This is a genomic window from Escherichia sp. KCJ4928 (assembly GCF_004352695.1).
Taxonomy (GTDB): Bacteria; Pseudomonadota; Gammaproteobacteria; order Enterobacterales; family Enterobacteriaceae; genus ECMA0423.
This window is the reverse complement of the sequence record NZ_SJWV01000642.1, coordinates 1-384: the sequence shown is the minus strand read 5'-3', so window position 1 is coordinate 384 and position 384 is coordinate 1. Positions and strand designations below refer to the sequence as shown.

Genomic DNA, 384 nt, shown 5'->3' with positions numbered 1-384 from the left:
ATATAACTTACACCATAAGTTGAAAAATATGAATCCATCTCAGATCTTGATAGTTGTAACTTGGATTCTAAAGTCAAATGCTCAAACCATTCATCACATGAACAATATGATAATTTAATAAATCGCTCGAAGCTGTGATTTGTTCCTATAAAAGAACCGTCTTCAAAACGTATACATACGGGATATTTCAATAATGAAATGTTCTCTCTTAAGTCGTTAGGGAAATGTAATTGACGAATGAGTGCTCTTTCTCTACGATCCATTGCACACATAGGAACCTCCTCAAAGGATTCTATGGACAGCCAATGCAGGGAGCTGCTACTCCCTGCATTGGCGATTTAAACTAAATTTTTAACGTGGCATTAACCACATAATTAATATACC

1 pseudogene is annotated in these 384 nt (G+C 35.2%); it reads right to left on the bottom strand.

From position 1 onward, the window contains the following. Window positions 1-272: pseudogene (locus E0D98_RS27705) on the bottom strand (conjugal transfer protein TraJ); the annotation flags it as partial. Window positions 273-384: the final 112 nt, after the last annotated feature.